The sequence below is a fragment of the Flavobacterium sp. C3NV genome (assembly GCF_046825355.2).
Taxonomy (GTDB): Bacteria; Bacteroidota; Bacteroidia; order Flavobacteriales; family Flavobacteriaceae; genus Flavobacterium.
In genome coordinates, this window is record NZ_JBKQBJ020000002.1 from 41,636 (window position 1) to 66,813 (window position 25,178).

The following is a 25,178-nucleotide window of genomic DNA, read 5'->3' on the forward strand; positions in this document are numbered from 1 at the left end:
TGTCTTATTGATAATGGCAAAAAATCCCTTTATCATAAACCGTCCATAAACTGGCTTTTTGATTAGCAGCTTTTAAAGCGCAATTTGCCCAGGTGTTACAAGTATAAAACAAACTGTAACTTCCTTTTGCTTCATAAAAAGCATCTTTTCTTCCGTAGCTGTGACCTTCTATCCATTGTGGATGAATGGAATCAGTAAAACTGTCTGAAATAAAAGTGACTAATTTTTGATAGTTTTCTTTTGAAATTAAAATGCGCTTGCAATCATCGCCTTCTTTTAATTGTTTAAAAAATGTGGTGTGCATCGCAGATGAACTTACTCCAAATGCTGCTTTTAAGGCCGTACTTGCTTTTAAGTCTGACCATTCTGGTGTATCGAGATAAAAACCTTTGTCGCCCCAGCCAAAAGCGATATAATTCATCAAAGAATCTTTTGATTGTGTTTGACTGAACTGAATTTCGTTTCGCCAATCTTTAATGTCATTTACAATTGGAACCACAATATCTGTATGAACTCCGTTTGAGAGAATGTAGATAGGAACTGCATCTTTTTCTTCTACTTGTGCAACATCTGAATTGACAGTGATTTTAGAAATCAGATAGACTGAAATAAGATACAGAACAAGAAAAATAATGACTCCGAGAATAGTCCAGCCTAGAAATTTGAAAGTTGATTTTAGCATTTTAATTGGTTTGTTTTTTAAATTAGTTATTGGTTAAATTTCTCTAACCAATTTTTGAGCCAAAAAAATAAAAGCTAATAATTTTGTTTTGCAAATTTAATGATTCAAACAAAAGGTGCTGTTTTTGCTGACTACCCCAGATTGAAACGGAAAGCATTTTTTCTGAATTTATATTTTTTGTGGCGATAAAAAAGCGACCGGAGGAAGCTCTTTTTATGCCGGACAAAAAAATAAATTCAGGAAAAATCTTGGAGGGTAAAGCTGGAAATTGGTCCTGAAAAATGGCACACGGATGATACGGATTCGCTAACGCGAAAGCGCGGATTTGCACGGATTTTTTTACTCTTATTTTTTTATTTACTTCTTTTCTAATTTCTTTTTTGAGCATAAAAAAACTGCTGAATTCCTTCAGCAGTTTAGTCTATTCTCTATATTCTATATTCTTTATTCTTTATTCTTTATTCTATTCTCCAGAAATTTATACGTTGAAACGGAAGTGCATTACATCACCATCTTTTACTACATATTCTTTTCCTTCGACTTTGAATTTTCCTGCTTCTTTTGCTTTTGCTTCTGAACCATAGTGTACGTAATCTTCGTATGAAATTACCTCTGCACGAATAAATCCTTTTTCGAAATCAGTATGAATTACTCCTGCGGCTTGTGGCGCTGTAGAACCAATGTTGATGGTCCAGGCACGAACTTCTTTTACACCTGCGGTAAAATACGTTTGTTGTTTTAATAATTTGTAAGCTGCACGAATAAGAACTGATGCTCCAGGTTCTGTTAATCCCATATCTTCAAGGAAAACCTGACGCTCTTCGTAACTTTCCAGTTCTGTAATATCTGCCTCTGCTCCTACCGAAAGGATAATAACTTCAGCATCTTCGTCTTTTACTAATTCACGAACCTGATCTACATATTTGTTTCCGTTTACTGCTGAGTTTTCGTCAACATTACAAACGTATAAAACTGGTTTTGCAGTAATTAACTGAAAAGATTCCATTAAAACTTCTTCGTCGTTTCCTTGAGGTGTAATAGTACGAGCTGATTTAGCTTGTAATAATGCTTCTCTGATTCTGTCTAAAAGTGCTTTTTCAGTTTGCGCTTCTTTATTTCCGGTTTTAGCGGCACGGTTTACTTTTTCTAAACGTTTTTCAACCGTTTCTAAGTCTTTTAACTGTAATTCGATATCAATCGTTTCTTTGTCACGAATTGGGTTTACATTTCCGTCTACGTGTACGATGTTATCGTTATCAAAACAACGCAAAACGTGAATAATAGCATTACACTCTCTAATGTTTCCTAAAAATTGGTTTCCAAGACCTTCACCTTTACTTGCTCCTTTTACCAAACCTGCGATATCAACAATATCTACTGTTGCCATTTGTACGCGCTCTGGTTTTACCAATTCTTCCAACTTATTGATTCTTGGATCCGGAACGTTTACAACACCAATATTAGGTTCGATTGTACAAAACGGAAAGTTGGCACTTTGCGCTTTTGCATTAGATAAACAATTAAATAATGTTGATTTTCCAACATTTGGTAATCCTACAATTCCTGCTTTCATCTGTTGTTTCTATTTATTTTTTATTAGATCCTGATTCTCTCAGGTCTTGTCATTTAGCTTCTACCTTAATATATAGGCGGTTACTTTAATGATGTATAATTTATGTATTGACTTTTTATTTCTGCCGAAATGATATTTTTTGGCTTTAAAATTTTGCAAATATAAGATTTAATAGCTCGTAAGTGAAGTAAAAATGACGATTAATGTATTTTAAAACACCTTCTTTAAAATAATTAAACTTTTTATTAATATTTTGTTAAAAAATATTACTTTTATCAACGATCAAAACAAAACAATAAACCAAACTCACAAAACCATGAAAAAGATTGCGTTATTTTTATTTCTAATGAATACGGTGTTTCTTTTTGCACAAAAAGAAATTTCAGGTGTTGTAAAAGACAAATCCGGCGCGCCTTTACCGGGTGTTAATGTTCTTGAAAAAGGAACTGCAAACGGCGTATCGACTGATTTTGAAGGAAGTTATCGTATAAAAGTCAAAGAAGGAGCTTCATTAATTTTTAGCTATGTTGGCTATTCTTCTATCGAAAAAAAAGTTACAGGCGATAAAATAGAGGTTATTTTAGATGAAAGCGGCGGCCAAATTTTGAGCGATGTCGTTGTTGTGGGTTCGAGAAATGCAAAAAGAACGGTTGTAAATTCGGCTGTTCCTATTGATGTTATTAATGTAAAAGATGTTACGACGCAAAGCGGAAAACTGGAAATTAATGAATTACTACAATATGTAGCCCCTTCGTTTAATGCGAATAAACAATCCGGTTCTGATGGAGCAGATCACGTTGATCCGGCTTCTTTAAGAGGAATGGGACCTGATCAGACTTTGGTTTTAATTAACGGAAAAAGAAGACATCAATCGTCATTGATTAATTTATTTGGAACTCGCGGACGTGGAAATACCGGAACTGATTTGAATGCTATTCCTGCTGCCTCTATTAAGCGAATTGAGATTCTAAGAGATGGTGCCGCGGCACAATATGGTTCTGATGCCATTGCAGGAGTTATCAATATTGTTACCAATGATAATATAAACGAATTTACCGGAGCCATTACTTATGGTGCATTTAATACAGATGCAAAAGGAGATTTCCCTGATGGTACAGCAAACACTAAAGATTTTAGATTAGACAAAAAAGGTAACGGAAACTCATTTGGGAAAAACCAAAATTTTGACGGAGGATCTCTAAAAGTTTCTGCCAACTACGGTACTGCAATAGGATCTAAAGGAGGCTATGTGAATGTGACCGGAGAATTTTTGAATAAAAACAAAACATTACGTCCTGGTTTTGATTTTAGAAAAGGATTTGGAGAAGCTGAGATTCAGGGTGTGAATTTATTTGTAAATCTTGCGATCCCAATTTCTGACAAGACGCAATTTTATGCTTTTGGAGGAAGTAACTTTAGAGATACAGATGCTTACGCTTTTACCCGAAACGATGGAGAAAGAGTCGTAGAATCTATTTATCCTGGCGGATATACGCCTAGAATTACCTCAAAAATAAATGACAATTCGATTGCTGCAGGAATTAGAACAGAGACTTCAGCTGGCTGGAAATGGGATTTAAGCAACACATTTGGTAAGAACAAATTTCATTATGATATAAAAGGAACGATCAATGCTTCTCTTGAAGATAAATCTCCACGAGAATTTGATGCAGGTGGACACAGTTTACTTCAAAACACTACTAATTTGGATGTTTCAAAAAATTACGGTGATATTCTTGGCGGATTAAATATTGCTTTTGGAACTGAATTCAGAGTAGAAAAATTCGAAATTTTTGCCGGAGAAGAAGGTTCATACGCTACTTATGATACTAACGGAGTACCAATTACAGACCCAACAACCCAAAGTGCTCCTACGGTTCCAAATCCTGATTACGACCCTACAGATCCAACTTCTTCACCAACGATTCCAAGACCTGGTGGTTCTCAGGGTTTCCCGGGATATAGTCCGGCAAATGAAGTAAATAAAAGCCGCACCAACTTCTCTTTATATGCCGATGCTGAACTAGACGTTACAGAAGCATGGATGCTAAGCGGAGCTGTTCGTTATGAAAATTACAGTGATTTTGGAAGTACAGTAAATGGAAAACTGGCTTCGAGACTTAAAATTACAGATAATATTAACCTAAGAGGTTCTGTAAGTACCGGATTTCGCGCTCCGTCATTAGCCCAAATTTATTACAATTTACGTTTTACCAACTTTAGTTCTGCCGGAGCAACCGAAGTTTTGCTGGCTCCTAATGATAGCGAAATCACCAGAGCTTTTGGAATTCAGAAATTAAACGAAGAAAAAGCTTTAAATGCTTCTTTGGGTTTTACAGCTAATTTTGGCGATTTTACCGCAACTGTCGATGGTTATTTGATTAATGTAAAAGACAGAATTGTATTAACGGGTTATTTTGATGCATCGGCTTTGCCTGGTAATGTAGATAAAGCTCAGTTTTTTGTAAATGGCGTTGATACAAAAACGACAGGACTTGATGTTGTTTTGGCATGGAAAAAAACAATAAACGAGAATCGATTGGGTGCAACGCTTGTTGGAAACATCAATGACATGAAAATCGACAAAGTAAAAAATGGTACTTTAGATGAAAAAACATTCTTCGGAGAACGTGACAAAGCTTTCTTACTGGCTTCTGCTCCGCCAAATAAATTTGGTTTAAATCTTAATTACGGAAGAAAATGGTTTGATGCAGGTTTGGCTTTTACCAGATTTAGCGAGGTAAAATTGCTGGATTACCAAATGGATGAAGATCCTGAAGATTACAGAACATCTCCAACCGAAACTGATGCTCAGGTTTTTGCCAACCAAAAGAAAGCTGCTACAGATACGTACGGGGCAAAAATTGTAACCGACTTAACTTTAGGATTTAAAGTTTCAAAGTCTACCAAAATTAGCATTGGAGCCAATAACTTATTAAATATCTATCCTGACCAGCAAGACGACTGGGTTGAAGCCGGAGGATATTGGGATGCTGTACAAATGGGTTTCAACGGAGCTTATTACTACGCAAGGCTTGGATTTAATTTTTAATTTAAAGAAAGGCTTTGTCTTAATCTGATAATAAAACACAAAAAATCCTGAGCGTTAAACTCAGGATTTTTTTATTCATTAAAGATCATAGCTTAAAATCTAAGGAAGCAATGATTGCTTTTTCTTCGTCGGTTGCTGTAAATCCTGAAATATCCCAATACTTGGTTAGGATTTTATTTTGTTTATTAAAAAGTGTTTTCTCTTTAAAAACATCACTTTCATTGTAGGTAAACTTTTGTTTGTTATAACTGGTGGTAATAAAATTATTTCGAACCTGAATATTCTTAACCCGATCTTTTAAGGTAAGATCATAAGCTATTTCTTCGTTCGAACTTAACAAATAATAATCTGAACCATCTAATCTATAATCTACTTTTACAAAAGATCTGGTGATTTTCTTTGAGCCTATTGCAGGTTTTTCTTCGATTTTATCAGGATCTCCAGGCGTAAAAACACACGAAAATTCTACAATAAGTTTTTTTACAGGATCATAAATAACCTCAAAACTATCTGCATCTTTTTTAGATTTATCAAGAGCAGTAATTTTCATTATATAATAGTCTTTATTATTAGGATGGCCTTTTATAATATAATCATATTCTTTTTTTGCTTTTGAATCTAAAACGGGACGAAAATAATTTAAGTTCGAATAATTCTCCATGATATTATTGAGATTATAACCTCTTAAATCTGCACTTACATCTGTTTCAAGCAAACCATAAGATCTGTTTTGTTCTACTAATAATGTAGTGGTTGACTTTTTATTTCCTGAAAACTGAAAATTTACCAGTCCGTCATTATAATAGGAGTATTTATTATCGAGCATAAAAAACTCTCTCACGTAAACTTTAAGTCGATAAGGTGTTGTTAATTTTGCTATTGAATTAGACACAATTCGTTGCAATATTTTTTGTGGATTTTCTTTAGACAAGACAATTTCATCTAATTTGTTGTTCTTATTTTTTAGATAAACTACAAATTGATCTTCTTTTAAAGTTACCCAGCGCAAGGTTAAATTTTCATAATTCATTTCAGAAACCTGAACATTCGAAGCTCCGGTTAGCATAAAAGTAACTTTTCCGTCTTCATTACTTAACAAAACCTGTTTGGTTTTAAGTATAACAACCATTGCATTTTCTATAGGCAATTGTGTTTCTATATCTTTTACAATGATAGAATATTCTATATTTTGAGCAAAAGTATTAACAGTAAAAAACACAATAAATAAAAGTATCACTCTCTTCATAGGCGTTGTTAAATTTTCAACTAAAGTATTGATTTTTTATTAATAAATTAACATTAAAAAAATAAAACCTTAAAAATCAACAAACTACCAAATGTCAAAATTTAAAAATTTGAGCAAAAAAAAATCCTGAGTACTAACTCAGGATTTATATTTTCTACAATAAATGTTTATTCATCACCATGTAAAAACGCTTGTCTGTTCAACAAGGTTTCTTCATCTTCTACGTGATTATCGTCTGGCACACAACAATCAACAGGACACACAGCAGCACATTGAGGTTCATCATGAAAACCTTTACACTCTGTACATTTTCCAGGAACAATATAATATACTTCGTCAGAAATTGGTGTTTGAGCATCATCTGCGTCAACCTCAGTTCCGTCCGGTAAGATTATTTTTCCTGAAAGTTTTGTTCCGTCTTTATATCTCCAATCATCAGCGCCTTCATAAATTGCTGTATTTGGGCACTCTGGTTCACAAGCTCCACAGTTTATGCATTCGTCAGTTATAATTATTGCCATCTTGTTCTTGGTTACATGTTAAAAGTTACAGGCTTTGAGTTTAAAATACCAAAGATTTCATTCTGCTTTGCCTTATAACGTAATATAGCTTATTTTTGTGCAAAATTACAATCAAAACAATTCATAAACAAACATTATGACATTAGAAACAAAAAAAAGTGTTTTTGTTGAATTAGGTAAATTCCTAAATCAGTTTTCTGAAACAGATAATACACAAAATCCTTCCGTTTTAGGCAATGACTTGTTTTTTGATGATTTTATAAAACTGATCCTTTTATCACAATCTCATAACGGATGGTATACACCTGAACAAGTATACTTTGCTATAAAATCATGGGCCGATGCGCTGACCGAAGAAAACATTACAAAATGGCTTTCTCAATACGCAACAGAATTTGCCCAGAATGACAATACTGAAAAAAATGTCGCTTTAATTCTGGCGGGAAATATTCCGCTGGTAGGTTTTCACGATTTCTTATCTGTTTTAATTACAGGAAATAAAGCTTTAATAAAAACATCTTCAAACGATCAGCATTTATTGCCGTTTTTAGCAAAATATTTAGTTTTTGTTGATGAAAGCTTAAAAGATAAGATCACTTTCGTGGAAGGAAAACTGGAAAACTTTGATACTGTAATCGCCACCGGAAGCAATAATACTGCGAGATATTTTGAATATTATTTTAAAGATAAACCTTCGATCATTCGAAAAAACAGAAATTCGGTTGCGGTTTTAAACGGAAAAGAAACTAAAGAAGATTTAGAAAATTTAGGTGAAGATATTTTCAGGTATTTTGGTCTGGGATGCCGCAATGTCTCCAAGCTTTTTGTACCTAAAGGATATACATTTGATGCTTTTTTTGAAGCAATTTTCAAATATCAGGACGTTATTCATTACGAGAAATACGCTAATAATTACGATTATAATAAGGCGGTATTTTTAATGAGTAATTTTAAATTACTCGATAACGGGTTTCTAACCATAAAAGAAGATCCTAGCTACGCCTCTCCTATTTCGAGTGTTTTTTATGAATTTTACGAAAACATAGACGAATTACAAACTCGTCTTGAAGCTGATGCTGAACAAATTCAGTGTATTGTTAGCAATGATTTGATCAAAAATAGTATCCCATTCGGACAAACTCAAAATCCTCAATTGTGGGATTATGCAGATAACGTAGATACTATAACGTTTTTGTTAACAACAAAGTAAAAATATGTTTAATTATTTCGAATAATTTATCGCTTTTTCAGCTCCTATTGCCGAAATTTGCCTCTTTAAAATTTTCGACTTTTAACAACAACCATGAAAAAACACAACTACAGCGCAGGACCAAGTATTTTACCTCAAGAGGTTTTTGAAAAAGCATCAAAAGCTATATTAAATTTTAATGATTCAGGACTTTCTATTCTTGAAATTTCGCACCGAAGTAAAGATTTCGTTGCCGTTATGGATGAAGCTCGTTCCCTTGCTTTAGAGTTATTAGGACTTACAGGAAAAGGATATCAGGCACTATTTTTACAAGGTGGTGCAAGTACCGCTTTCTTAATGGCTCCGTATAATTTATTGAAAGAAGGTGGAAAAGCCGCTTATTTAGATTCCGGAACCTGGGCAACTGCTGCAATAAAAGAAGCAAAATATTTTGGAGAAACTATTGTTGTAGCTTCTTCGAAAGAACAAAATTATAACCATATTCCAAAAGGATACGAAATACCAAGTGATGCAGATTATTTTCACTGTACTAGTAACAATACTATTTTTGGAACTCAAATGAAAGAATTCCCTGCAACTAACGTTCCTGTTGTTTGCGATATGAGTTCTGATATTTTTTCACGCAATTTAGATTTCTCTAAATTTGATTTAATCTACGCCGGAGCTCAAAAAAATATGGGTCCTGCAGGAACAACTCTTGTTGTTATTAAAGAAGAAATCTTAGAGAAAAACGGAAAAACTATCCCTAGTATGTTAGATTATGCTAAACATATTAAAGCAGAAAGTATGTACAATACTCCTCCTGTTTTTGCTGTTTATGTATCGTTACTAACTTTACAGTGGATTAAAGAAAAAGGCGGAATCGCTGCTGTTGAGAAATTAAACGACGCAAAAGCTGATTTACTTTACACTGAAATCGACAGAAACCCATTATTCAAAGGTGCTGCAGCGGTTGAAGATCGTTCTAAAATGAATGTTACTTTCTTATTGAATAACGCTGATCATACAGAAACTTTTGATGCTTTATGGAAAGCTGCAGGAATTTCAGGATTGCCAGGACACCGTTCTGTGGGTGGTTACAGAGCTTCTATTTACAATGCTATGCCTATCGAAAGTGTTCAGGTTTTAGTAGATGTAATGAAAGCTTTGGAGTCTAAAGTTTAGTTTACGGTCACAGTCTCGGTTTTCAGCTTTTAGTTTGCCGAAAATGTGAATTGAATACTAGAATCCTAGCCCCGATAGCAGTGGAAATCCTTTTATTTTTTTTCTTTAAAAAAATAAAAGATTGGAACGAATAGCGGGATTAGCTCCTAAATCAAAAAAAGAAAAATCATAATATCTGTTTATCCAATAATCTTTACGATTAAACAGTTAAACAAATAAACAAAATAAACACACAATGAAAGTATTAGCAAATGACGGAATTTCTAAAAGTGGAATTCTTGCCTTAGAAAAAGGTGGATTTGAAGTTATAACTACAAAAGTAGCTCAGGAACAAGTAGCTAATTTTGTGAATGAAAATAATGTAGACGTAGTTTTAGTGCGTAGCGCAACTAAAGTTCGTAAAGATATTATCGATGCTTGCCCTGGACTTAAAATTATTGGTCGTGGTGGTGTTGGTATGGATAATATTGATGTTGATTATGCTAAAAGCAAAGGAATTCATGTAATTAATACTCCGGCTTCATCATCAGAATCTGTTGCTGAATTGGTATTTGGACACTTGTTTTCTGGTGTTCGTTTCTTACATGACTCTAACAGAAATATGCCTCTTGAAGGGGATTCAAACTTTGATGGTTTGAAAAAAGCATACGCAAACGGAACTGAATTAAGAGGAAAAACTTTAGGTATTGTTGGTATTGGTCGTATCGGACAAGCTACTGCAAAAATGGCTCTTGGTTTAGGAATGAAAGTAATTGCTGCAGATAGTTTTATTCCGTCTGTAGATGTTAAGGTTGAGTTTTTTGATGGTCAGTCAATCACTACAACTATCGTTTCTCAATCATTAGAATCTTTGTTTAAAGAAGCTGATTTCATTACACTGCACGTTCCTGCTCAGGATGGTTACATCATTGGAGAAAAAGAATTGGCGATCATGAAAGATGGTGTTGGAATCGTAAACTGTGCTCGTGGTGGGGTTATCGATGAAGTAGCTTTAGTAAAAGCTTTAGATTCTGGAAAAGTTTCTTTTGCAGGTTTAGACGTTTTTGAAAGTGAACCAAAACCAGAAATGGCGATCTTAATGCACACTAAAATCTCGTTGACTCCGCACATTGGAGCTGCAACCGGAGAGGCACAAGACAGAATTGGTACAGAATTGGCTTCACAAATTATTACTTTGTTGAGCTAAACAAATAGATTAAATCATTTAAAGGGATTTGCTGCTTAATTGTAGTAAATCCCTTTTCTTTTTTTCTAATTTTGGCGTGTAATTAAACGAAATATGAAAACAGACAAAATAAATTCTAAACGCAAGTGGATCTTTCGTTTGATTGCACTCACAGCTATAATTGCTTTATTCTGCACTTCTATCTTTGGAAATATATTGATGCTTGTTATCGAAAAAGAATATTTTATACCAAAGCAATCTTCTATTTTTACATTTACAGAGACAGTTGGTAATAGCGGCTCTAGTGATGTTTGGAGATATGGTGAAGATCGCAGCAATTATTACTTTAATCTAAGTACATTTAATAATGATGTATTATTTTTTCCTAAAAAGAACATCAAAAATTGCCCTGGATTTAATCCTGAAGATATCAAAACCTGGTGCGAAGTGAAAACACTAAACAACTAACTATAACATTATCTTTAAGTTAGCCCTATGTAAGCGTTTGAGTAATTTCTTAAATTGTTGAGCAAGTAATTAAAAAATAGATTAACTTTAGACGTATTTATTATTACTTTGTAGTAAATATCTTTCTTTTTATTAAATTTGTCGTTTAATCTAAATCTAAACATTATGTTTGAGCAATTAACTCAATTAGTACAACAATACGGAGGTAATGCCGTAGTAAACAACTCTGCCGTTCCTAATGAACAAAACGAGGCGGTAATAAACGAAACAAGTACTTCGATATTTGAAGGACTGAAAAAAATTGCTACAGAAGGCGGCGGTGAACAACTTGCCGGTTTGTTTAGTGGTAAATCTTCTATAGATAGTTCGAACCCTGTTGTACAGCAAATAACACAACAATTATCAGGAAGTCTTGGACAAAAATTTGGATTGAGCAGTGATGCTTCTTCAGGAGTTGCAGCAAGTATGATTCCGCAAATATTAAGTTCTTTGGTTAATAAAGCAAAAGATCCTAATGACAATAGTTTTCAGATTTCTGATATTATTGGTTCTCTTACCGGAAATAGCGGACAAGCTTCTGGTATCATGGAAACAATTAATAAATACGGAATGCAGTTTGGTTTAGACCAAAATAATGACGGAAAGGTAGATGTAACTGATGTTCTTGTGGTCACTAAAAGCAAAGGTGGAATTGCAGGTTTTATTGGAAAATTGTTTGGAAGTAAGTAAGGTTCTAAGTTACTAATTTTCTGAGATACTAAGATTCTGAGAGGCTAAGGTTCTGAGAGGCTAAGATGCTAAGTGCTAAATGAAATATATTTTAAAGCTGTTTATTTACCATAAACAGCTTTTTTTGTATCACACCTAAAAATGGCAAAGGTTTTGATATTCTAAGTTTTAAATAAGCTTAAATCTGCAGTCTAAAACTACAAAGTGCTGTTAAATAACAAAATAGCTGACTGCTTTATTTGTAAATTTAAGTTCGAAATTTCAAAGTCATGAAAAATTACATTTACGCTCTAATCCTCTTATTTACCATAGTAGCATGTTCTACTGCTACAAAAAGCAGTGTCGCAGCAAATACTTCTGTTCACCCGCCAAAGGTTGCTGTAAATGATACAGTAAGGATCGCCAATGACTCACTAGAATATGAAGTTATTATTATAGATAACGGTTTTAGTACCTGGCTGGCTGCAACAGCGCTTCCGCGTAATTATTATTCTTTATCATATCTTGAAAACAAAAATAATTTATATGTAAATGAATGGAATAATCGTGTTTTGCAACCGCAGCGTTATAGTCCCAATTTATACGAAATGAGGATAGATTATCAGCCAAATATTCATTACGGATATGAAGTAAATTACCTGATTTATAATTATATGATTTATTTTCAAAATACATACAAACAAAAGCTTTCAGGGTATGTTCCTATAAGATAATGTTCTTATATTTGTAATTATTGCAAATAAAAATGAATCGATTAAAGAAACGTTGGGGTATTACCTCAAATCTACAAGCCATAATTATATTGATTGTTTTTGCCATCACAGGATCGGCATCTGCATGGTTGTCTAAACCTTTTTGCGTTTTACTGGGCATCACCAAAGAAGACTTTGGCGGATGGTTTACTCTAATCCGTTTATTGATTATTTTCCCTATTTATCAGGTACTACTTGTTGCTATTGGAACTGTTTTTGGACAATTCCGTTTCTTTTGGAATTTCGAAAAGAAAATGCTTAAAAATATGGGATTAGGATTTTTATTCAAAGATTAATTTTATAAATGCTTACAACAGATTTCACAATCTCAATAAAATAAAAAATGGCAACTTTTTAAGGTTGCCATTTGTCATTTATAAAATTGTTACGATTTTAATTTTCTCCTTTTTGGAAATAGTAAGTATAAATCCACGTCAATGTAAACGACGGAATTATATCTGTAAAAGGCAATGCTTCTTCTATAAAAGTTAAAACACTCGCCACTCGCCCAACTCTGCCTTTGTACATTCTGGTCATAATAAATGCGGCAACGGGCGCCCAGATTACATCTGAGAATTCTCCAATCCACGGAATTGTAAAGGATATCATTCCAACACCGTCCAAAAGCAAACCCAAAAGGAGTTTTCTGGTTCTGTCGCTTTCGTTTATTGTTTTTACTTCCTGCATTTTCATTTCGTTTAGATATTATTCGAATTTATAAAAAATGATTCAACTGAACTTATTGATTAAGGCAATTTTATTTCTTAATTCCCATCTAATAAACTCTTTAATTATTCTTTTTTTCTGTTATAGCAAATAGCACACCAAAATTTCCATCGGTCTGAATCCAATTTTCTGATGGTGCATAAGCACGTGATACAAATCCGTCGAGATATAAAGCATTTTTGCAGCCTAGGCTTTTAAAATAGCTGGCAAAATCATAAAAATTTATTTCTTTTTTCGACAATACAAAAACAACTTTTCCGTCTGGCAGAATGCCCACACCGTTTCGAATGTTCAAATTACTTGATCCCTTTGTAAAATCGGGATGAATTTTTCCGTCAATAACTAACATTGGCCCGGATTGAGTCGCATATTCTATTTTTCCATCATTACGAAAATCTTCTGTTTTACAAATTCCGGCAATTCTTTTCGTTGTGAGATAAAAAACGCCATTGGGCTTTAAATAGAAATTGCCAGACACTTTTAGGGTATCCAAAGCAACCAAAACTTTTTGTTTTTCGATATAAAGTCCCTGTGGTGAGTTATCTTTTTTATACATTCCGCCATTCATCGCAAATTTTAAAGTCATCTTATTTTTTTCGATCCAAAGTTTTAAGTTTTGGATACTTCCAAAATTCTCATCCTTATTATTCTTCCAGTATAGTTTTAAATCTTGCTTTTGAAGGTCGGCTTTGTACACCAAAAAAGAATCATCAGCATATACTTTTGCGCCAATAAACAAGCCTGGAAGCATAATTATCAAAACTAACAACCCTATTTTTATTTTCATATTTTTAGAATAATTTCTTATAAATGTAAAATAAAATTTCAATACCTGTTTAAATAACATTCTTCATAAAATTCTGTTACAACACATTTTTATATCGGCAGAATCTTTGTTTCTTTGTAAAAACAGTTTCAAAATGATTCACGCAAAAAATATACATAAGTTCTACGATAAATTAGAGGTTTTAAAGGGAGTTGATTTGCATATCAAAAAAGGAGAAATTGTTTCTATTGTTGGTGCTTCAGGTGCAGGAAAAACAACTCTTTTACAAATTTTAGGAACACTGGATAAACCTGAAATAAACCCAGAATCGTCCCTTATTATAAACGGAGAAAATGTATTGAAATTGCAGGATGTAGAAACCGACAATTCAAAACAGGAAAAAACATTTAAATGGGTTTCCTGGATAGGCGGCATTTATACTTTATGTTTACTTGCTTTTTTAGTATTCTTTAAACTTACAATATTTGATGATCTCTTTAGATACATCACGATCGCAGCTTTATTACTGCCTCTTTTAGTACTAGCGATTTATATGAATCGTTATTTCAAAAAGAAAAGCAAACAAGACAAAATATTATCTAATTTCAGGAATTTAAATCTTGGTTTTATTTTTCAATTTCATCAGCTTTTACCTGAATTTACCGCTCTGGAAAATGTTTGTATTCCCGCCTTTATGGCAAACAAACCAAAAGCAGAAACCGAAAAAGAAGCCAAAAGAATCTTAGAATATTTAGGTTTATCACACAGAATACATCATAAACCAAACGAGCTTTCAGGCGGAGAACAACAAAGAGTTGCTGTTGCAAGAGCTTTAATCAACAAACCCGATGTTATTTTTGCCGATGAACCTTCAGGAAATCTGGACACTCATTCTGCCGAAAACCTGCATCAGTTATTCTTCCAGCTTCGTGACGAATTCGGACAAACGTTTGTTATTGTAACCCACAACGAAGAACTGGCCAATATGGCGGATAGAAAATTAGTTATGTCTGATGGACAAATTATTTCTTAAATATGATTTTAATTTTTATTAGTTGGATTTATATACTTTTTACAACCATTAATTTAGGTTTTCTAACAGATAGAATATTACAGCTAAAAAATCAAAACTTCACTATTACATCTATTCTCGGTCTATTTGCAACAACTATAATAGCAAGTATCTGGGCCATTTTTGGTAGAATAAATATTGAATTTAATGTTTTTTTACTCTTATTAAACATCTTTATTTCTTTACGATTTAAAGATGAAATCATTGCAATTTATAAAATGGTTTTATCTCAATTTAAGGAATTACCAAACATTCTAAAAATTGTTTTTGTTATAACCACTTTATTAATAATTGCACAATGCTCTTCAATTCCTTTTATTATAGACAACGAATCGTACTACATTCAAACTATAAAATGGATTAATGAATACGGTTTTGTAAAAGGACTTGCGAATTTACATCTCTTTTTAGGACAAACTAGTGGCTGGCACGTTACTCAGAGTGTTTTTAATTTTTCCTTCTTATATAAAAATTTTAATGATTTAAGCGGCTATTGCCTCTTACTAGGATCCTTTTTTTCAATTCAAAAATTAAATGATTTTTATACAAACAATAATAAAAATTATCTTGTTGCAGGATTGTTTCCATTATTCAACATTTTTCTATTTCAATTTATAAGTGCTCCTTCTCCAGATGTTCCTGTTTATGTTTTTTCAACAATCCTTTTCTTTTACTTTTTAGAAAATTTCAAAAAGCCTACGCCAGAAGTTTTTTATCTAATTGTAATTTTAGTTCTTTTTTTGATTTACATCAAAAACACCATGCTAACTTTTGCAATAATTCCAATTATATTATTGACTTTACATTTTAAACCGCTTTCAAAAAAATTATTAAAACCTGTTTTACTAACAATTTTGGTTATCTCCCTCTTTATCATAAAAAATATGATTATTTGCGGATCCCCAATTTTTCCATCCAAAAGTTTTAGTAATTTATCGACAGTTTATGCCATTCCAGATGCTATCGAAAGTTTCTATTATGACTCAATTAAGCATTTTGGCTACTCTGTTACTGCTCAGCAATATAATTCAATGTCATCTTTTAATTTGTTTTTAAAATGGTTAACACTTCCCAAACTTCATGGTCTATTCAATTTACTGAGTGTTTTTCTGGTCATTTTTGTTCCGTTTTTTATCTATAAATTTCAAAATAGAAAAAGTCTCTGGGCGCTTTATATCGTGATGGTTTTACAATTACTTTTGCTTTTTGTAACATCACCGCAATATCGGTTTTTCATGAATTTTATAATATTCTTTTCTCTTTTTTGTCTCTCTTGTTTGATTCAGAATAAGAAAACAATTAATTTTATATTGACACTATCGCTAATCCCAGTATTTATTATATTATTTTTTCCTTTAAATTTTAATAGCTTTTCCAATAATCCTTTCATGCGAAAATCTAGCAATTTCAACTTTAAAAATATTGTGTTCGCGTATAAAAACACAAAAAATAATACTGATTTTATTATTGTGAAACTTGGAAATCTTAACTACAACTCACCCGTAAACAACGATTTCTTTTGGGGAAATGGAGATGGTGATTTACCTTGCGTGAATAAAGATCAAATTGAATATTTCAAAAAATATTTCAATACAATTCCGCAAATGCGGACAAACGATTTAAAAGACGGATTTTACGCCAAAAAACTTTCAGAAAATGAATAAAGCAGAACTCAAAGAATTCCTCGACGAAAAAGTCATTCAATATAACAATCAGGATTTTATTGATAGTGATCCTGTACAGATTCCGCATTTATTTTCTCAAAAAGAAGACATCGAAATCGCCGGTTTCCTGAGCGCGACAATTGCTTGGGGAAATCGTAAAATGATTATTAAAAACTCCCATCAAATGATGGATCTAATGGGCAATACGCCTTATGATTTTGTCATGTCACATTCTGATGATGATTTAGTTCGTTTGGAGAATTTCGTTCATAGAACTTTCAACGGAAAAGATTTTGGCGGTTTTACAAAAGGGTTGCAGCACATTTATAAAAATCACGGCGGTTTAGAAGCTGTTTTTGCAAAACATCAGGAAAAAGATAGTTTGCAAAAAAGCATTCACGAATTCAAAAAAATATTCTTCGAAATCGATCATTTGCCACGAACTCAGAAACATATTTCAGATCCTTTAAATAATTCCGCAGCAAAAAGAATCAACATGTATTTGCGCTGGATGGTGCGTCAGGACACCAAAGGAGTCGATTTAGGAATCTGGAAAAGCATTTCGCCAGCCGCATTATCTTGTCCGCTTGACGTTCATTCCGGCAACGTTGCCCGCAAACTTGGAATACTTTCGCGTAAGCAAAACGACGCAAAAGCTTTGGCAGAATTAGATGTACAACTCCGCAAAATGGATATGCAAGATCCTGTAAAATATGATTTTGCATTATTTGGTTTGGGGGTTTTTGAAGGGTTTTAATTTTTAAACCGAAAATTATTTTAATTGTTCTACATGTAAATAATCTTCATTTGAAAAATCTCCATGTAAATCAGGTACCCAACCTCCTGATTTATAAAACTCATTTATAAGATCGTATTCAATCAATCCGGAATCTTCTCCCACTTTTGCATTTTTAATCATTTCAATATTAGAGTTCATAACTCCAAAATTGTCTGCAAGATAAAGTCTGTCTATAGGGGGAGAATCATCACTATGAAATTTATAATAAAATGATTTTTCATAGAAAGACAATTCCAATTGTCCGTTTTTAAATTTTGCCAGCCTTCCATCTCCAGATGTAGACTGGTAATAAGCTAACAAAATATCCGTCTCCAGATTTTTTGAAATACGTCTTAAAATTTCGTCATATAAATATAAATTACCCTGAAAGTCAAACTCAACTTCAACCCAGTCTTTACTCAGATTTTTTGAAATTACAAGAGTTATATTTTTCTCTTCAGATAAATTTTCATCGTGTGGCAAATTATAAAACCATTCCTTTCTTGTGTCAAGCCAGATCTCTCTGCCTGTCGGCAAGTACTTTTTTAACTCTGCCAATACCGTTTCTACGTTTTTGCATTTTATATTTGTTTGCGAAAATGTTGCCATTGTATTTTATATAAGAAGATTTTGTTCCATTTTTTTTCAAAAATATTCAAAAAGAAATTACCAATCATTTAATGGACACTTTTTATTTTTCAAAACTTATTTTTTCATTTAAGCTTTAAATTCATCAATAAATATAGTTTTTGAAGAGTTTTATACCTAACAATCAAGGATTTAAATCACTTGATTATGAGATGATTCGAAAATTTTAGCAATCTAACCGCCATTTTAATGTACCTTTGCACAAAATTTAATGTAAATGAGCACTTTCGAAAAATTCAATCTTCCAAAATCAGTACAAAAAGCAATCGACGAATTAGGCTTTGTTACGCCTACTCCTATTCAGGAAAAATCCTTTGCCGTGATTATGTCTGGCCGCGATATGATGGGAATTGCGCAAACCGGTACCGGTAAAACATTTGCCTACTTATTACCTCTTTTAAAATTATACAAATTTACACCCACCAATACACCTAAAATTGTAATTCTGGTTCCAACTCGTGAATTAGTTGTTCAGGTTGTAGAAGAAGTTGAGAAATTAACTAAATACATGTCGGTTAGTACGCTTGGTATTTTTGGTGGAGTAAACATCAATACACAAAAAAAAGCCGTTTACGAAGGTGTCGACATTTTAGTGGGAACACCAGGTCGTACAATGGACTTAGCGTTGGATGCCGTTATTCGTTTTGATGAAACTCAAAAATTGGTAATTGATGAGTTTGACGAAATGCTGAATCTTGGTTTCCGCACACAATTGACAGCGCTTTTGGCGATGATGAAAACCAAACGTCAGAACATTCTTTTCTCTGCAACAATGACGGATGAAGTTGATGCTGTTTTGAATGACTTTTTTGATTTCCCGGAAGAAGTTACACTTGCTGCTTCAGGAACTCCGCTTGAAAACATTACTCAAGTTACGTATAACGTACCTAACTTTAATACAAAAGTAAATCTGCTAAAACATTTATTAGAAACAAACGAAAGCATGGAACGTGTTTTGGTTTTTGTGAATAATAAAAAGATTTCGGATATGCTTCATACCAGAATCGAAGAAGATTTTGAAGGTCAGTTTGGTGTAATTCACTCGAATAAATCTCAGAATTATCGTTTAAGTACGATGGCCGAATTCCAGGAAGGAAATCTACGTGGTTTGATCACTACAGATATTATGGCGAGAGGTTTGGATATTTCGAATATCTCTCACGTTATCAACTTCGAACTTCCTGAATTTCCTGAATTGTATATGCACAGAATTGGTCGTACAGGTCGTGCCGATGCTACAGGAACTGCGATTAGTTTTATCACGCCTCGTGAAGAAGAATTTAAAGTGGAAGTTGAAGTATTAATGAATCAGGAACTTGCAATAGCAGATTTCCCTGAAGAAGTGGAAATTTCATCTAAATTAATCGAACCTGAAAAGGACAAACAACCGATTAAGTTTTTAATGAAAAAACAAAGCTTAAAAGGTGATGGTGCTTTTCATGAAAAAGATAAAAAGAATAAAAAAGTCAATCTTGGAGGACCTTCTAAAACCAAAAAGAAAACCCACGGTTCTGTCAATCGAAACATGTTGAAAACGAGAGACAAGAAGAGAAAAGATAAGAATAAATAGTTTTTTTTAAGGTTCTAAGATTCTAAGTTGCTAAGACACTAAGTAAAAAATATAAAAAATGGCTTAAAGATTAAAACTTTAAGCCATTTTTTTATTATACGATCTAACAAAAGCTTAGAACCTTAGCAACTTAGAATCTTAGAATCTTTCAACTAAATTTTAGTAAAAACCAATCCCACAGGCGAACACAATTCGATTTTTTTACCTGTAGCTTTAAGTTTTCCTGTAGCTTTATCTCTTTTGAATATAATAATATCATTTGTGTATTGATGACCAACCAAAAGGTAATTCCCTGTTGGATCAATCGCAAAATCTCTAGGACCTTTTCCTAAAGTGCTTTGCTGTTCTATAAATTTAATTTTTCCGTCTTTCTGAATTTGATAAACCGAAATATTATTGGCATCAACACGATCTGTTACGTATAAAAATTTTCCGTCAGGCGAAAGTTTAATTGCTGCTGCACCTGTTCCTCCGGTAAAACCTTTTGCTAGAATACTGGTTTCAGCAAGTAACTTTAAACTTCCCGATTTATCATAACTAAAAGTAGTAAGAGTAGCATCTAATTCCTGAACCAAATACACAAATTTGCCGTCTTTACTAAACGTTAAGTGTCTTGGACCGCTTCCTTTTTTCACATCTACAGATCCTTTTAAAGTTAGCACTTCATGGCTCGCACCTGGATTGTATTTATAGATAAAAACTTTATCCTGACCCAGATCATTCGATAAAACAAACTTTTTGTCCGGAGAAAAAACAACCTGATGTACATGCGCTTTTTCCTGACGTGCCACATTTGGCCCTTTTCCTTCATGCTGAATCAATTGTTGACCTTCAGTTATACTTCCGTCAGCATTTTTCTTAAATACAGCAATACTTCCTCCTGAATAATTCGCAACAATTACATTTTTATCATCATTAATTAAATGACAAGGATCTGCGCCTAAAGACGAATTTGTATTCAATACTTTAAGTTTACCTGTTAGCGCATCATAAGTTAAGGCAGTTACAGCACTTTGATTTCCGTTTTCATTTACGGCATAAACAAATTTGTTATTTGCTGAAACTGATACATAACTAGGACTCACAACTTTTTCTGTAGAATTCTTTAATTTAAAATCACCTGAAGCTGCATCAAATTCGTAAACGTAAATTCCTTTACTATCGCAAGTATTGGTATAGGTTCCTACCAATAAATTGAATTTACTCTGAGCTTGCGAAGTTGTAAAAGCCACAGCAGAAAAAAGCAGCATATATAATCTTTTCATAGTTGTTTATTTGTTTTTTGAATACGCTAAAATACTCAATAATATCATTCGGAAAGTCATTTTTTGTTACAAAAGAAATTACAAAAGTTACATTATTCAAACTCACTCATTACCATTTTTAACCATTTAAGTGATATAAGAGATTATAAGAAAGACTTTATTTAGTAAAAATTAAATGAACTTATATTACTTATACGGTTTAATTAATATACTATATGGTTTGACTAAAAATTTGTATTTTTGACCAGCATCTACAATAAGTAGTGAAATAAATCTAAGCCAGAATGCATTTTAAACATCCCGAAATTCTATACTTTCTGTTTTTATTGATTGTTCCAATTTTGGTTCATTTATTTCAATTACGACGTTTTAAAACTTCCTACTTTACTAATGTACGTTTCTTAAAAGAGCTTTCGATTCAAACCCGAAAAAGTTCTAAAATCAAGAAAAGACTTTTACTCGCGACTCGTTTGCTATTGCTTACATGCATTATTTTGGCTTTCGCCCAACCTTTTTTTGAAGCAAAAGACAGTAAAAATGCCACTAACGAAATGTATATTATTCTGGACAATTCGTTTAGTATGCAAGCCAAGGGCAAAAAAGGCGAATTGCTAAAACGTGCTGTTCAGGAATTATTAGAAAATACTCCTGAAACCACTCAATTTTCGTTATTAACCAATACCGAGAATTACTGGAATACGGATATTAAATCATCCAAAAGCGCTTTACAAAACCTAAAATACAGCGCAACACCTTTTGAACTTCCGTCGATTATGGCGAAGATAAAAGCCCATAAATCGGCTTATAAAAAAGACATTGTTATTATTACAGATGCTGTAGGTCTGGCAGAAAAAGACGTTGCAACTATTGATACCGAAGAAAAACCGTATTTTATAATTCCGTCGGCGGAACAAAAAAACAACATTGCTATTGACAGCGTTTACATCAATCAGACTTTAGAAAATTTCTATGAAATCAGCGTAAATCTTTCGGCTTACGGAGAAGATTTCAAACCGGTTTCGATGGCATTGTACAATCAAAATAAACTGATTGCCAAAACCATTATCAATTTTGATGCGAAGAAAAAGAAAGTCAATTTTACGATTCCAAAAGAAGCTTTTCATGGATACGTAACTATTGAAGATAACGGCCTTACTTATGATAACAAGCTTTATTTTAGTATTTCGAAAAATAAAAAAACAAATGTTATTAGTATCGGCGAACCTGAAAAAAGCAATTTTCTATCAAGAATTTATACTTCTGCAGAATTCAATTATAACAATTATTCGATTAATAATTTAGATTATAATAGTTTAGACAAACAGAATACGATTATTCTAAATGAGTTAATCGAAGTTCCTCAGGCCTTGCAAACGACTTTAAAAGCATTTGTTGCTAAAGGCGGAAATTTAGTGGTGATTCCTTCTGAAAAAAGTTCAGTTTCAAATCTAAATTCATTTCTGGGTAATTTCGGAAAAATTCAGTTTAATACTCTTGAAAGCAAAAGCAAATTAATTACTAAAATCAATTTTGATCACCCTTTATTCTCTGGGGTTTTCGAGAATAAAATCACAAATTTCCAATATCCAAAAACAAACAGTTCATTTGCTATTTCGAGCCCATATCCAGCCGTTTTATCGTATGAAGATCAAAGTGTATTTGTAACCGCAATTCAGAATCCGATTTCGGGAATTACTGTTTTTTCAGCGCCAATTAATGCGACAAATTCAAACTTTCAACAATCGCCTTTAATTGTTCCGTTATTTTATAAAATGGGGCAAAACAATCAAAAAACTGGTGTCAATGCCTTGACCATTGGCAATAATCAACCCTATTTTGTCGATGTTTTATTGACCAAAGATGCTATTCTGGAAGTAAAAGGAACTGAAGATTCTTTTATTCCGATTCAGCAGATATTAAATAATAAAGTAAAACTAACCTTTAATGATTTCCCGGAAACAGCAGGAAACTACAGTGTTTTTGATAAAAAAGAATGGGTAGAAAACCTGAGCTTCAATTATAAACGAACCGAAAGCGATTTGAGTCAGGTAAACACCAATGTGGTTTCTGATTTTAAAACTGCTGATACGATTTCGACCATTTTTAATACACTACAAACTGAACGAACTGACAGCCAAATTTGGAAATGGTTTGTTATCTTTGCACTGTTATTTTTAGCATTAGAAATGGCCATCATCAAATTCGTAAAGTAAAACTTAAAGTTTTACTTTTTTTTGAACCATTAAGAGATTAAGAAGAATAAGCTTCGTCTTAAATTTTAAATAGTAAAAGAGACTTAAGTAATATTTTTGTTCATTAAGAATATTGAGTTTTTCCTTTATTAACTTAATTCCTTAATGGTTCAGAAATATTAAGCATTCATGTTTCAAAATAATTTAATTGTTTCAGTACAAAATAAATATCTACATATGAAAATAATCATCAGAAGCGCCAAAATTATCGATTCAAAAAGTCCGTTTCACAATCAGACCGTTGATCTTTTAATTGCAGATGGTATTATAGAAAAAATAGGAACTTCGATTCTGGATATCGAGGATACAACCGAAGTTAAATTGGATAATCTGCATCTTTCTCAAGGTTGGTTCGACAGCAGTGTTTCTTTTGGAGAACCGGGTTACGAAGACAGAGAAACCATTGCAAACGGATTGAATGTTGCTGCAAAAAGTGGTTTTACCGGCATTGCTCTGCAACCCAACTCCTTCCCTGTTATCGACAATCAGTCACAGGTAAATTTTGTAAAAAATAAAGCGAATGGTTTTGCTACAGAACTTTTCCCAATTGGTGCTTTAACCAAAGCGAGCGAAGGAAAAGATATGGCCGAATTGTTTGATATGAAAAAATCCGGAGCTGTTGCTTTTGGAGATTACAATAAAAGTATCGACAATGCCAACTTACTGAAAATTGCGTTACAATATGTTCAGGATTTTGACGGATTGGTTATTACCTACTCACAGGATCCAAACATAAAAGGAAATGGAGTGGCAAATGAAGGAATTGTTTCTACTAAATTAGGTTTGAAAGGAATCCCAAATCTGGCAGAAGAACTTCAAATTTCAAGAAATTTATTTCTACTGGAATATACCGGAGGAAAACTTCACATTCCTACCATTTCTACAGCAAAATCGGTTGAATTGATAAAAGAAGCTAAAGCAAAAGGTTTACAGGTAACTTGCAGCGTTGCCGTACATCATTTGGTTTTGACCGATGAAAAACTGGAAGGTTTTGATACGCGTTTTAAAGTTACGCCGCCTTTAAGAACTGAAGCTGACAGACAAGCTTTATTAAAAGGCGTTACAGACGGAACAATCGACATTATTACTTCAGACCACAACCCGATTGATATTGAATTTAAGAAAATGGAATTTGATACGGCTAAAAACGGAACAATCGGTTTAGAAAGTGCTTTTGGAGCTTTATTATCTGAATTACATCTGGAAACTGTAATTGAAAAACTAACATCCGGTAGAGCTATTTTTGGAATTGAAAGCAGTACAATCGCGGAAGGTTCAAAAGCTAATTTTACTTTCTTCAATCCGGAAGGAACATCCACTTTTACGAAAGCCAACATCCTTTCAAAATCTAAAAATTCTGCTTTTTTAGGAACTGAAATTAAAGGTTCTGTGTACGGAATCTTAAATCAAAATCAACTTGTTATCACTAAATAATTACAATGAATAATTCAATCGAAGAGGGAAAATCAATCGCCATTACCAGTTATATTTTAATTATTGGTGTTTTGATCGCGATGTCTATGAACTCTGAAAATAAAAATAGTTTTGCCTCTTTTCATATTCGTCAGGCTTTAGGATTATCGCTTGCCTTTATTTCTTTTGGAGCCATTATCAGCAATTTCGACAGCTTTATGATTACTTTCCCCATGTGGATTTGTATTTCGATATTATGGACATATGGTATTTTTAGCGCTATACAAGGGCAAACAAGACCAATTCCGTTGGTTGGTAATTTGTTTCAAAAATGGTTTAAATCGATAGGTTAATAAAATTCCAAATTTTTAAAAATTCCAAATTCCAAATTCCAAACTTGAAAAACTTTGTCAAAGCTTGAAACTTTGACAAAGATCAACTTCGAAAGAAACTCATAATTCA

The 25,178-nt window shown here is 32.9% G+C and carries 23 protein-coding genes and 2 pseudogenes; 16 read left to right on the plus strand and 9 right to left on the minus strand.

Annotation, left to right across the window (positions count from 1 at the left end):
* Nucleotides 1–4: 4 nt before the first annotated feature.
* The 3 genes from ACIDC4_RS03035 to ychF all read right to left on the minus strand — a co-directional run bounded on the left by ACIDC4_RS03035 (nt 5) and on the right by ychF (nt 2,255).
* Nucleotides 5–682, minus strand: a complete 678-nt coding sequence (locus tag ACIDC4_RS03035) for a TIGR02117 family protein (protein WP_412041696.1) — start codon at nt 680–682, stop codon at nt 5–7.
* 43 nt (nt 683–725) lie between these two features.
* Nucleotides 726–1,070, minus strand: coding sequence for a hypothetical protein (locus tag ACIDC4_RS03040; protein WP_412041697.1), 345 nt, complete (start codon nt 1,068–1,070; stop codon nt 726–728).
* Between the two features lie 90 nt (nt 1,071–1,160).
* On the minus strand, nt 1,161–2,255 hold the full coding sequence (gene ychF, locus ACIDC4_RS03045) for a redox-regulated ATPase YchF (protein ID WP_230036873.1): 1,095 nt from the start codon (nt 2,253–2,255) through the stop codon (nt 1,161–1,163).
* Between the two features lie 316 nt (nt 2,256–2,571).
* Between ychF and ACIDC4_RS03050 the strand changes: the two genes are divergently transcribed.
* Nucleotides 2,572–5,307 carry a TonB-dependent receptor gene (locus ACIDC4_RS03050; protein WP_412041698.1) on the plus strand — a complete coding sequence of 912 codons (2,736 nt, stop codon included), beginning with the start codon at nt 2,572–2,574 and terminating at the stop codon, nt 5,305–5,307.
* Nucleotides 5,308–5,392: 85 nt separating this feature from the next.
* Here ACIDC4_RS03050 and ACIDC4_RS03055 read toward each other — a convergent pair whose 3' ends face one another.
* Nucleotides 5,393–6,553: a peptidase associated/transthyretin-like domain-containing protein gene (locus ACIDC4_RS03055; RefSeq protein ID WP_412041699.1), complete on the minus strand. Its 1,161-nt coding sequence runs from the start codon at nt 6,551–6,553 to the stop codon at nt 5,393–5,395.
* A 167-nt stretch (nt 6,554–6,720) separates the two neighbouring features.
* Nucleotides 6,721–7,074, minus strand: a complete 354-nt coding sequence (locus tag ACIDC4_RS03060) for a 4Fe-4S dicluster domain-containing protein (protein ID WP_271335551.1) — start codon at nt 7,072–7,074, stop codon at nt 6,721–6,723.
* A gap of 136 nt (nt 7,075–7,210) precedes the next feature.
* Between ACIDC4_RS03060 and ACIDC4_RS03065 the strand changes: the two genes are divergently transcribed.
* The 7 genes from ACIDC4_RS03065 to ACIDC4_RS03095 all read left to right on the plus strand — a co-directional run bounded on the left by ACIDC4_RS03065 (nt 7,211) and on the right by ACIDC4_RS03095 (nt 12,858).
* Nucleotides 7,211–8,284: an acyl-CoA reductase gene (locus ACIDC4_RS03065; protein WP_412041700.1), complete on the plus strand. Its 1,074-nt coding sequence runs from the start codon at nt 7,211–7,213 to the stop codon at nt 8,282–8,284.
* A 93-nt stretch (nt 8,285–8,377) separates the two neighbouring features.
* A complete protein-coding gene (serC, locus tag ACIDC4_RS03070; protein ID WP_412041701.1) occupies nt 8,378–9,448 on the plus strand; it encodes a 3-phosphoserine/phosphohydroxythreonine transaminase in 1,071 nt (356 codons plus the stop codon).
* A gap of 235 nt (nt 9,449–9,683) precedes the next feature.
* On the plus strand, nt 9,684–10,634 hold the full coding sequence (locus tag ACIDC4_RS03075) for a D-2-hydroxyacid dehydrogenase (RefSeq protein WP_083691695.1): 951 nt from the start codon (nt 9,684–9,686) through the stop codon (nt 10,632–10,634).
* Nucleotides 10,635–10,727: 93 nt separating this feature from the next.
* The gene (locus ACIDC4_RS03080) at nt 10,728–11,081 is read left to right on the plus strand and encodes a hypothetical protein (RefSeq protein WP_412041702.1); all 354 of its coding nucleotides are present in this window, start codon (nt 10,728–10,730) and stop codon (nt 11,079–11,081) included.
* Between the two features lie 165 nt (nt 11,082–11,246).
* On the plus strand, nt 11,247–11,810 hold the full coding sequence (locus ACIDC4_RS03085; RefSeq protein ID WP_412041703.1) for a hypothetical protein: 564 nt from the start codon (nt 11,247–11,249) through the stop codon (nt 11,808–11,810).
* Between the two features lie 269 nt (nt 11,811–12,079).
* The gene (locus ACIDC4_RS03090; RefSeq protein WP_412041704.1) at nt 12,080–12,523 is read left to right on the plus strand and encodes a DUF6146 family protein; all 444 of its coding nucleotides are present in this window, start codon (nt 12,080–12,082) and stop codon (nt 12,521–12,523) included.
* Nucleotides 12,524–12,555: 32 nt separating this feature from the next.
* Nucleotides 12,556–12,858 (plus strand): DUF6787 family protein, encoded by a 303-nt coding sequence (locus ACIDC4_RS03095; RefSeq protein WP_412041705.1) that lies wholly within the window; start codon nt 12,556–12,558, stop codon nt 12,856–12,858.
* A 97-nt stretch (nt 12,859–12,955) separates the two neighbouring features.
* Here the strand turns inward: ACIDC4_RS03095 and ACIDC4_RS03100 are convergent, their stop codons facing one another.
* Together ACIDC4_RS03100 and ACIDC4_RS03105 are read right to left on the minus strand one after the other, a co-directional pair.
* On the minus strand, nt 12,956–13,249 hold the full coding sequence (locus ACIDC4_RS03100; RefSeq protein WP_230036852.1) for a hypothetical protein: 294 nt from the start codon (nt 13,247–13,249) through the stop codon (nt 12,956–12,958).
* Between the two features lie 100 nt (nt 13,250–13,349).
* A complete protein-coding gene (locus ACIDC4_RS03105) occupies nt 13,350–14,075 on the minus strand; it encodes a phosphodiester glycosidase family protein (protein WP_412041706.1) in 726 nt (241 codons plus the stop codon).
* Between the two features lie 133 nt (nt 14,076–14,208).
* Between ACIDC4_RS03105 and ACIDC4_RS03110 the strand changes: the two are divergent.
* The 4 genes and pseudogenes from ACIDC4_RS03110 to ACIDC4_RS03125 all read left to right on the plus strand — a co-directional run.
* Nucleotides 14,209–14,433: pseudogene (locus ACIDC4_RS03110) on the plus strand (ATP-binding cassette domain-containing protein); the annotation flags it as partial.
* Between the two features lie 204 nt (nt 14,434–14,637).
* Nucleotides 14,638–15,087 (plus strand): annotated as a pseudogene (locus tag ACIDC4_RS03115) (ABC transporter ATP-binding protein); the annotation flags it as partial.
* A gap of 2 nt (nt 15,088–15,089) precedes the next feature.
* Entirely contained in the window at nt 15,090–16,790 is a 1,701-nt protein-coding gene (locus ACIDC4_RS03120) for an LIC_10190 family membrane protein (RefSeq protein WP_412041707.1), read from the plus strand.
* On the plus strand, nt 16,783–17,547 hold the full coding sequence (locus ACIDC4_RS03125; RefSeq protein WP_412041708.1) for a TIGR02757 family protein: 765 nt from the start codon (nt 16,783–16,785) through the stop codon (nt 17,545–17,547). Before ACIDC4_RS03120 ends, ACIDC4_RS03125 begins: the two co-directional genes overlap by 8 nt.
* A 15-nt stretch (nt 17,548–17,562) precedes the next feature.
* Here the strand turns inward: ACIDC4_RS03125 and ACIDC4_RS03130 are convergent, their stop codons facing one another.
* A complete protein-coding gene (locus tag ACIDC4_RS03130; protein ID WP_412041709.1) occupies nt 17,563–18,177 on the minus strand; it encodes a hypothetical protein in 615 nt (204 codons plus the stop codon).
* Between the two features lie 256 nt (nt 18,178–18,433).
* On the opposite strand from ACIDC4_RS03130, the gene ACIDC4_RS03135 reads away from it, so the two are divergent.
* The gene (locus ACIDC4_RS03135; protein WP_230036834.1) at nt 18,434–19,786 is read left to right on the plus strand and encodes a DEAD/DEAH box helicase; all 1,353 of its coding nucleotides are present in this window, start codon (nt 18,434–18,436) and stop codon (nt 19,784–19,786) included.
* A 152-nt stretch (nt 19,787–19,938) separates the two neighbouring features.
* On the opposite strand, the gene ACIDC4_RS03140 is transcribed toward ACIDC4_RS03135, so the two are convergent.
* Nucleotides 19,939–21,051, minus strand: a complete 1,113-nt coding sequence (locus ACIDC4_RS03140) for a lactonase family protein (protein WP_412041710.1) — start codon at nt 21,049–21,051, stop codon at nt 19,939–19,941.
* A 284-nt stretch (nt 21,052–21,335) separates the two neighbouring features.
* Between ACIDC4_RS03140 and ACIDC4_RS03145 the strand changes: the two genes are divergently transcribed.
* The 3 genes from ACIDC4_RS03145 (at nt 21,336) to ACIDC4_RS03155 (ending at nt 25,069) form a co-directional block, all read left to right on the plus strand.
* The gene (locus tag ACIDC4_RS03145) at nt 21,336–23,264 is read left to right on the plus strand and encodes a BatA domain-containing protein (RefSeq protein WP_412041711.1); all 1,929 of its coding nucleotides are present in this window, start codon (nt 21,336–21,338) and stop codon (nt 23,262–23,264) included.
* Nucleotides 23,265–23,480: 216 nt separating this feature from the next.
* Nucleotides 23,481–24,737, plus strand: a complete 1,257-nt coding sequence (locus ACIDC4_RS03150; protein ID WP_412041712.1) for a dihydroorotase — start codon at nt 23,481–23,483, stop codon at nt 24,735–24,737.
* A 5-nt stretch (nt 24,738–24,742) separates the two neighbouring features.
* Nucleotides 24,743–25,069 (plus strand): hypothetical protein, encoded by a 327-nt coding sequence (locus ACIDC4_RS03155; RefSeq protein ID WP_055098245.1) that lies wholly within the window; start codon nt 24,743–24,745, stop codon nt 25,067–25,069.
* The last annotated feature ends 109 nt before the right edge of the window (nt 25,070–25,178 follow it).

Excerpts from the sequence above, each read along its gene's own strand:
- ACIDC4_RS03080 (WP_412041702.1), top strand. The coding sequence starts at position 10,728 with ATGAAAACAGACAAAATAAATTCTAAACGCAAGTGGATCTTTCGTTTG.
- ACIDC4_RS03150 (WP_412041712.1), top strand. The coding sequence starts at position 23,481 with ATGAAAATAATCATCAGAAGCGCCAAAATTATCGATTCAAAAAGTCCG.
- ACIDC4_RS03060 (WP_271335551.1), bottom strand. The coding sequence starts at position 7,074 with ATGGCAATAATTATAACTGACGAATGCATAAACTGTGGAGCTTGTGAA.
- ACIDC4_RS03050 (WP_412041698.1), top strand. The coding sequence starts at position 2,572 with ATGAAAAAGATTGCGTTATTTTTATTTCTAATGAATACGGTGTTTCTT.
- ACIDC4_RS03145 (WP_412041711.1), top strand. The coding sequence starts at position 21,336 with ATGCATTTTAAACATCCCGAAATTCTATACTTTCTGTTTTTATTGATT.
- ACIDC4_RS03095 (WP_412041705.1), top strand. The coding sequence starts at position 12,556 with ATGAATCGATTAAAGAAACGTTGGGGTATTACCTCAAATCTACAAGCC.
- ychF (WP_230036873.1), bottom strand. The coding sequence starts at position 2,255 with ATGAAAGCAGGAATTGTAGGATTACCAAATGTTGGAAAATCAACATTA.
- serC (WP_412041701.1), top strand. The coding sequence starts at position 8,378 with ATGAAAAAACACAACTACAGCGCAGGACCAAGTATTTTACCTCAAGAG.
- ACIDC4_RS03035 (WP_412041696.1), bottom strand. The coding sequence starts at position 682 with ATGCTAAAATCAACTTTCAAATTTCTAGGCTGGACTATTCTCGGAGTC.
- ACIDC4_RS03140 (WP_412041710.1), bottom strand. The coding sequence starts at position 21,051 with ATGAAAAGATTATATATGCTGCTTTTTTCTGCTGTGGCTTTTACAACT.
- ACIDC4_RS03085 (WP_412041703.1), top strand. The coding sequence starts at position 11,247 with ATGTTTGAGCAATTAACTCAATTAGTACAACAATACGGAGGTAATGCC.
- ACIDC4_RS03130 (WP_412041709.1), bottom strand. The coding sequence starts at position 18,177 with ATGGCAACATTTTCGCAAACAAATATAAAATGCAAAAACGTAGAAACG.
- ACIDC4_RS03125 (WP_412041708.1), top strand. The coding sequence starts at position 16,783 with ATGAATAAAGCAGAACTCAAAGAATTCCTCGACGAAAAAGTCATTCAA.
- ACIDC4_RS03055 (WP_412041699.1), bottom strand. The coding sequence starts at position 6,553 with ATGAAGAGAGTGATACTTTTATTTATTGTGTTTTTTACTGTTAATACT.
- ACIDC4_RS03105 (WP_412041706.1), bottom strand. The coding sequence starts at position 14,075 with ATGAAAATAAAAATAGGGTTGTTAGTTTTGATAATTATGCTTCCAGGC.
- ACIDC4_RS03040 (WP_412041697.1), bottom strand. The coding sequence starts at position 1,070 with ATGCTCAAAAAAGAAATTAGAAAAGAAGTAAATAAAAAAATAAGAGTA.
- ACIDC4_RS03100 (WP_230036852.1), bottom strand. The coding sequence starts at position 13,249 with ATGCAGGAAGTAAAAACAATAAACGAAAGCGACAGAACCAGAAAACTC.
- ACIDC4_RS03135 (WP_230036834.1), top strand. The coding sequence starts at position 18,434 with ATGAGCACTTTCGAAAAATTCAATCTTCCAAAATCAGTACAAAAAGCA.
- ACIDC4_RS03075 (WP_083691695.1), top strand. The coding sequence starts at position 9,684 with ATGAAAGTATTAGCAAATGACGGAATTTCTAAAAGTGGAATTCTTGCC.
- ACIDC4_RS03065 (WP_412041700.1), top strand. The coding sequence starts at position 7,211 with ATGACATTAGAAACAAAAAAAAGTGTTTTTGTTGAATTAGGTAAATTC.
- ACIDC4_RS03120 (WP_412041707.1), top strand. The coding sequence starts at position 15,090 with ATGATTTTAATTTTTATTAGTTGGATTTATATACTTTTTACAACCATT.
- ACIDC4_RS03155 (WP_055098245.1), top strand. The coding sequence starts at position 24,743 with ATGAATAATTCAATCGAAGAGGGAAAATCAATCGCCATTACCAGTTAT.
- ACIDC4_RS03090 (WP_412041704.1), top strand. The coding sequence starts at position 12,080 with ATGAAAAATTACATTTACGCTCTAATCCTCTTATTTACCATAGTAGCA.